This is a genomic window from Proteus mirabilis ATCC 29906 (assembly GCF_000160755.1).
Classification (GTDB): Bacteria; Pseudomonadota; Gammaproteobacteria; order Enterobacterales; family Enterobacteriaceae; genus Proteus; species Proteus mirabilis.
The window spans coordinates 785,001-791,305 of record NZ_GG668576.1 but is presented as its reverse complement, the minus strand read 5'-3'; the positions used below and the strand labels follow the sequence as shown (position 1 = coordinate 791,305).

General features: G+C 41.7%; 8 protein-coding genes. 7 read left to right on the top strand and 1 reads right to left on the bottom strand.

All coding sequences use genetic code 11. The features are described from left to right. Positions 1-150: 150 nt before the first annotated feature. Positions 151-807 (bottom strand): flagellar basal body P-ring formation chaperone FlgA, encoded by a 657-nt coding sequence (flgA, locus tag HMPREF0693_RS03675; RefSeq protein WP_004243539.1) that lies wholly within the window; start codon positions 805-807, stop codon positions 151-153. Positions 808-1,017: 210 nt separating this feature from the next. Here flgA and flgB point away from each other — a divergent pair, with 210 nt between their 5' ends. From flgB to HMPREF0693_RS03640, 7 genes are all read left to right on the top strand, one after another. Then, positions 1,018-1,431, top strand: coding sequence for a flagellar basal body rod protein FlgB (gene flgB, locus HMPREF0693_RS03670; protein WP_004243538.1), 414 nt, complete (start codon positions 1,018-1,020; stop codon positions 1,429-1,431). A gap of 5 nt (positions 1,432-1,436) precedes the next feature. Beyond that, on the top strand, positions 1,437-1,841 hold the full coding sequence (gene flgC / locus HMPREF0693_RS03665; RefSeq protein ID WP_004243537.1) for a flagellar basal body rod protein FlgC: 405 nt from the start codon (positions 1,437-1,439) through the stop codon (positions 1,839-1,841). Between the two features lie 12 nt (positions 1,842-1,853). Further along, positions 1,854-2,660 carry a flagellar hook assembly protein FlgD gene (locus tag HMPREF0693_RS03660; RefSeq protein WP_004243536.1) on the top strand — a complete coding sequence of 269 codons (807 nt, stop codon included), beginning with the start codon at positions 1,854-1,856 and terminating at the stop codon, positions 2,658-2,660. A gap of 28 nt (positions 2,661-2,688) precedes the next feature. Continuing rightward, on the top strand, positions 2,689-3,909 hold the full coding sequence (gene flgE, locus HMPREF0693_RS03655; RefSeq protein ID WP_004243535.1) for a flagellar hook protein FlgE: 1,221 nt from the start codon (positions 2,689-2,691) through the stop codon (positions 3,907-3,909). A 21-nt stretch (positions 3,910-3,930) separates the two neighbouring features. Continuing rightward, positions 3,931-4,686 (top strand): flagellar basal body rod protein FlgF, encoded by a 756-nt coding sequence (locus tag HMPREF0693_RS03650; protein ID WP_004243534.1) that lies wholly within the window; start codon positions 3,931-3,933, stop codon positions 4,684-4,686. A 19-nt stretch (positions 4,687-4,705) separates the two neighbouring features. Beyond that, positions 4,706-5,488: a flagellar basal-body rod protein FlgG gene (gene flgG / locus HMPREF0693_RS03645; RefSeq protein WP_004243533.1), complete on the top strand. Its 783-nt coding sequence runs from the start codon at positions 4,706-4,708 to the stop codon at positions 5,486-5,488. Positions 5,489-5,550: 62 nt separating this feature from the next. Continuing rightward, on the top strand, positions 5,551-6,294 hold the full coding sequence (locus tag HMPREF0693_RS03640) for a flagellar basal body L-ring protein FlgH (RefSeq protein WP_004243532.1): 744 nt from the start codon (positions 5,551-5,553) through the stop codon (positions 6,292-6,294). Positions 6,295-6,305: the final 11 nt, after the last annotated feature.

The window sequence follows — 6,305 nt, the reverse complement described above, 5'->3', positions numbered from 1 at the left end:
ACTCATTAGCACTAGTCTACAAGCAGCGTTTTTATTCAACTTATAGTGCAAGAGAGTTTACCTTGCCTTGCTATCATTAAAACGGTTAACAAGTCATTTAATATAGGCTTATTCTGCTTATCGTTACCTTTAATTGTTATCTTTAATGTATTACAAGGGGATACGTACAGAGCCATTTTCCAGCGCTTCACCAGTAATAATTTGCCCTGATTTGACCCGTATACGAATACTTTCATTGGCAACGGCATTGTTAATCGCTTTTCCTTCATAACGGATTTGAAAGTGATCACCTTGTGCAAAAACCGTTACAGTCTGCCCCGCTAAAATGGCCCAAGGGCGACGAACCATAGTTGATGTTATTGGTTTTTCGGTCGCAATATGGCGCATAGCAATGGCATTTTTAATAAAAACAGCATCTCTTAACACGTCATAAGGTAGCTTTTCTAAATCTCCTTTTATGATCTTAATCGAAGATTTTGTTATTACATCATCACGATTAATCTCTTTTTTAGCGACTAAATATTGTCCATAAACACTCACATCTACTTGTATAAAACGACGTTGATTATCGCACTGAATGGGGATAGAAAGACGTCCCCAATTGCGAGAGCCTGCATGCTGTAGGATTTCTTGTTGTTGGCAATGTGGCCATTTATCCTCTGGGGTTAAAACGGTTACGGTGACTTTATCGTCTTTGTGGTGGCGCGTTTGGAAAAATTGCTGTAGCGCTTCGGGTAGGGGATTGGCTATACCGCTATTTACTATAAAGAAAAAAGAAATAACACCGATAAACGTTCTAACAGACATAGTTTGTATCACCTTATAAAGTTTATGCTAATGGTGTGGTTAAACTTATTTAGCCAAAATAGTGTACATCCTCTTCACATACCTTAAACGCATAAATAGCAATTCAATTTACCCCTATTCCTCCAATCATCTTTTTTTTGAGCGTTTATTCTGTTAACTGAAATTGTTTTATCAGCTGAGGGTAAGTGGCTTAGCCACCAAGGATAGAAGATGCTCGATAAATTAGAAAATACGTTTCATTTTCAACAAGAAGCGCTTTCACTACGTAATAAACGCCAAGAAATTTTGGCGGCAAATATTGCTAATGCTGATACGCCAGGCTTCCAAGCACGGGATATTGATTTCGCGGCTGAGTTGAAAAAAACCATGGAAAATGGGCGTACTGGTAGTCATGGATTGCAACTGACAATGACATCAGAACGCCATATTCCTATTAAGCCGGGTTATCGCTTAGAGGCTGATTTGCTTTATCGGGTTCCTCATCAAACATCGATGGATGGTAACACGGTCGATATGGATATGGAACGGAGTAATTTTGCCGATAATAGCGTTAAATATCAGGCAGATGTGACATTTATTAACTCTCAAGTTAAAAGCATGATGGCTGTATTGCAACAAGGATAAAGAGTATGTCTTTATTTAGTATTTTCGATATTTCAGGTTCTGCACTTTCAGCACAATCACAACGTTTAAACGTCAGTGCAAGTAATATGGCCAACGTAGATAGCGTTGTGGGGCCTGATGGTGAACCTTACCGTGCAAAACAAGTGGTTTTCCAAGTGAATGCGCCGGCAGGTCAAGATATTGGTGGTGTTCATGTTACGCAAGTAGTGGACGATCCGACCCCCTTTCGTATGGAATATCAGCCAGGAAATCCATTTGCAGATGAAAAAGGCTATGTGCGTAAGCCTAATGTCGATGTAGTCGGTGAAATGATCAACACTATTTCGGCGTCAAGAAGTTATCAGGCTAACGTTGAAGTGATGAATACAGCGAAATCGCTGATGCAAAAAACGCTAATGATAGGTCAATAGGGAGAATAAATTGTGGGTATTTCTGCCTCAATGAATGAACCTACTGATAATACCATTATCGGGGAAGCGCCTTCATCCTACCACACTAAAAAAGGGGGGAGTGATGATATTAAAGGTAATTTCCTGACGTTGCTTATCACGCAGATGCAAAACCAAGATCCCACCAATCCAATGCAGAATAATGAGTTAACGTCACAGTTAGCACAGATTTCTACGGTTGAAGGGATAGAGACGCTAAATAAAACAGTCAATACCATTGTTGGGCAAATTGACCAAAGTCAGGCATTACGTGCGACCTCATTGGTTAATCATATGGTGATGATTGCCGGTAATGAAATCAGCGTTGATAAGATTAATAATGGTGAAAACGCTGGATCTGATACAGATACAGATACAGATAAAGATACAGATACAACACCTGATACTAAATTAGGTAAGTTACGTGCATCTACTGATGCGACAGATAATGAAAATATCTTCTCCAGCGCTTTTGGTTTTGAATCCTTTAGTCCAATAGATACGCTTACAGTCAATATTACTGATAGTAGTGGGGCTAAAGTTCGCACGATCGAAATGAATTCAAAAATTCTGCCGGATGTTTATCACTTCTTTTGGGATTGCACTGATGATGATGGTAATAAAGTTCCTACTGGAAAATATCAATTTACAGTAAATGCCACATTTAATGATGCTCAAGTTCCAGTAAAAACACTTAAAAGTGCGATAGTCAATTCCGTTTCTATGAAAGAGGGAAAACCTCATCTTGATGTTGGCCTCGGTGTCATCGTTTCATTGGACGAAATTCGTAAAGTTTTTTAATCAACATTAATTCAATAATGGAGGGCGCATGTCCTTTTCTCAAGCAGTCAGTGGTTTAAATGCAGCAGCCGCTAATTTAGATACTATTGGTAATAATATCTCAAACTCTGCAACCTACGGTTTTAAGGGGGCAACAGTCTCTTTTGCCGATGTTTTTGCCGGCTCTGGTGCAGGGCTTGGTGTAAAAGTATCAGGCATTAGCCAAAACTTTAAAGATGGTAGTATCACTACTACTAACCGCCCAACCGATGTGGCGATTTCTGGTGGTGGTTTCTTCCGTATTGAAGATAGTAACGGTGGCGTTTTCTATTCACGTAATGGTGAATTTGGCAAAGATAAAAACGGCTATCTCACTAATATGCAAGGCATGCGTATTACAGGTTATCCAGTACAAAACGTAGACGGTAAAAATGTAGTACAAAAAGGGGCAACACCAACGCCTATCATTATTCCTACCGATATGATGAATGCAAGTGCAACCGATAAAATGGATATGACGGTTAACTTGAATTCAGCTGAAGAGGCTATCGATCAAACAACACATAAATTTGATCCCAAAGATAACGATTCTTATAACTTTAGTACTAACGTGACAACCTACGATAGCTTAGGTAATGAACATAACCTGAACTTATTCTTTGTTAAAACCAAAGATAACGAATGGAGTGTTTATGCTCAAGACACCACAACAGGTGAGCCAGCACAAGATCTGGGTAAATTAGTTTATAAGGATAACGGGGTACTAGATGAAACAGCACCTAAGCTGAAAAACTTTACTACCGTTGCTTATAAAGGTTCACAACCCATGGATATGGAAATGAACTTTAGTGGTAGTACGCAGCAAAAAGTCGCTGAATCAAGTGTCTCTAAACTCGCGCAAAATGGTTATCAAGCAGGGGAATTTACCAATTTCCGTATTGAGCCAGATGGTTCCATTATGGCGACCTACTCAAACCAACAAAGCCAAGTGGTTGGTCAAATCGCATTAGCTAACTTTGCCAATCCTGGTGGCTTAAGTTCACAAGGTGACAATATGTGGTCTGAAACCAATGGTTCAGGCTCACCCATTGTTGGTGTGGCAGGCTCTGGCGTATTCGGTAAATTAACCAACAATGCCTTAGAAGCCTCTAACGTAGATATGAGCCAAGAGTTAGTTAACATGATTGTTGCTCAACGTAACTATCAATCTAATGCGCAGACTATCAAAACTCAGGATCAGATCCTGCAAACACTAGTTAGCATGCGCTAATAACGCAGGAAATCATCTGTTATGGATCATGTGATTTATACCGCGATGGGCGGTGCCAGACACTCAATGGAAAACCAAGCTGTCGTGGCGAACAATTTAGCAAATGCATCAACACCAGGGTTTAAAGCGCAACTTAGTGCGATGCGAGCCGTACCTATCAATGGCGAAACCTTACCGACGCGTACACTTACCGTCGAGTCAACGCCCGGTAGTGATCAGCGTCAGGGAACGATGAATTACACCGGCAGACCGATGGACGTTGCTTTAAGTGATAATGGCTATTTGGCTGTTCAACTTGAAGATGGTACGCAAGCGTATACCCGAAACGGCAATATTGAGCGTAACGCTGATGGCATGTTGATGGTACAAGGGCGTCTTTTGATGGGCGATAATGGCGCAATTGAAGTGCCACCACAAGCGGAAATTAGCATTGCTAATAACGGCATTGTCACAGCTCATGTCCCTACCGATCCACCAAAAATGCTAGGGCAAATTGGTCGCCTAAAAATGGTGAAGCCAGAACAAAATGATTTGGTACGAGGCGATGATGGTCTATTTCACCTATCACCTCAAGGTACAGCACGAGTGGGTGAAACGTTACCTGCGGACGATAACGTCAAAGTCCTTGCTGGTGTATTAGAAGGTAGCAACGTCAATCCTGCTGAAGCTATGGTCGATATGATTGCCAATGCCCGCCGTTTCGAAATGCAAATGAAGGTGATCCACAGTGCAGATGATAATGCGCAGCGCGCTAACCAATTGCTATCAATGAGTTAAATAGTGTAAGGGGAAAACCATGATCCGTTCTTTATGGATTGCTAAAACAGGGTTGGATGCACAACAAACTAACATGGATGTGATTTCCAACAACCTCGCAAACGTCAGCACAAATGGTTTTAAACGCCAGCGTGCGGTTTTTGAGGATTTACTCTATCAAACTATTCGTCAACCGGGAGCGATGACATCCGAGCAGACGAATGCGCCTTCTGGTTTACAAATTGGTACTGGTGTTCGCCCAGTGGCGACAGAACGTTTACATAGCCAAGGTAATTTAGCCCAAACTAATGGTACGCGTGATGTTGCTATCAAAGGGCAAGGTTTTTTCCATGTTCAATTACCTGATGGTACGGATGCTTATACTCGTGATGGCTCTTTTCAAATGGACCAAAATGGGCAATTAGTGACCTCCAGTGGCTTTCAAATCGTCCCAGCGATTATTTTGCCAGAAACCGCTAAAAAGGTGATGGTAGGTCGTGATGGTATTGTCAGTGTGGAGATTGAAGGATCGCCGGCACCTCAACAAGTAGGACAATTAACCCTCACCACATTTATTAATGATAGCGGGTTAGAAAGTGTTGGGGAAAATCTGTACTTAGAAACAGCCAGCTCCGGAGCACCCACTGAGAATGCGCCGGGTATTAACGGTGCGGGCTTGTTATATCAGGGATATGTTGAAACCTCTAACGTTAATGTCGCGGAAGAATTGGTCAATATGATCCAGACTCAGCGTGCTTATGAAATTAATAGTAAAGCGATTTCAACTTCTGATCAGATGTTACAGAAACTCACGCAACTCTAATTTCGTTGATTCATTAGCCTGACAGAATTTCTGTCAGGCGTATTACTAAAAGAGTATCGAAGATGGATACAAAGGTCATTACTGACAATTCTGGGGCAAGCAAGCTTAGTGTCAGATGGCGTCGTCATCAACGTTTAGGTACCGCCCTGTTGGTACTGACACTAGCAGGGTGCGCTCAGATACCGAAAAAACCATTGGTTGAAGGACACACCACGGCAATACCTACTGCGCCTACCACACCAGCACCTAATGGCTCTATTTTTCAGGCTACTCAGCCGGTTTATTTTGGTTATCAGCCATTATTTGAAGATAGGCGACCGCGAAATATTGGCGATACATTGACTATCACCTTGCAAGAAAATGTCAGTGCCAGTAAAAACTCGTCGGCGAATGCCAGTCGCAATGGTAAAGCCGGTTTCCTTGCTTCTATCACACCAAGGTTCTTAGAAGGATTATTAGGGAATAGCCGTACTGATATGGGCATGGAAGGAAACAGTGAGTTCGGTGGTAAAGGTGGTGCTAATGCAAATAACACCTTTAAAGGCACCATTACGGTAACGGTTGATCAGTTATTGGCAAATGGCAATCTACACGTTGTGGGTGAAAAACAAATTGCGATAAACCAAGGTACTGAATTTATTCGATTTTCAGGCGTTGTGAATCCGCGCACTATCAGTGGCTCAAACACGGTCAATTCAACCCAAGTTGCTGATGCGCGTATTGAATATATCGGAGACGGTTATATTAATGAAGCGCAATCCATGGGATGGCTACAACGTTTCTTCTTAAATGTATCACCTTTTTAACGAGTAGGATC

What these genes read in the sequence shown, in the direction of transcription:
- flgA (WP_004243539.1), bottom strand. Translation starts at nt 807, where the DNA reads ATGTCTGTTAGAACGTTTATCGGTGTTATTTCTTTTTTCTTTATAGTA.
- flgC (WP_004243537.1), top strand. Translation starts at nt 1,437, where the DNA reads ATGTCTTTATTTAGTATTTTCGATATTTCAGGTTCTGCACTTTCAGCA.
- HMPREF0693_RS03650 (WP_004243534.1), top strand. Translation starts at nt 3,931, where the DNA reads ATGGATCATGTGATTTATACCGCGATGGGCGGTGCCAGACACTCAATG.
- HMPREF0693_RS03640 (WP_004243532.1), top strand. Translation starts at nt 5,551, where the DNA reads ATGGATACAAAGGTCATTACTGACAATTCTGGGGCAAGCAAGCTTAGT.
- flgB (WP_004243538.1), top strand. Translation starts at nt 1,018, where the DNA reads ATGCTCGATAAATTAGAAAATACGTTTCATTTTCAACAAGAAGCGCTT.
- flgG (WP_004243533.1), top strand. Translation starts at nt 4,706, where the DNA reads ATGATCCGTTCTTTATGGATTGCTAAAACAGGGTTGGATGCACAACAA.
- flgE (WP_004243535.1), top strand. Translation starts at nt 2,689, where the DNA reads ATGTCCTTTTCTCAAGCAGTCAGTGGTTTAAATGCAGCAGCCGCTAAT.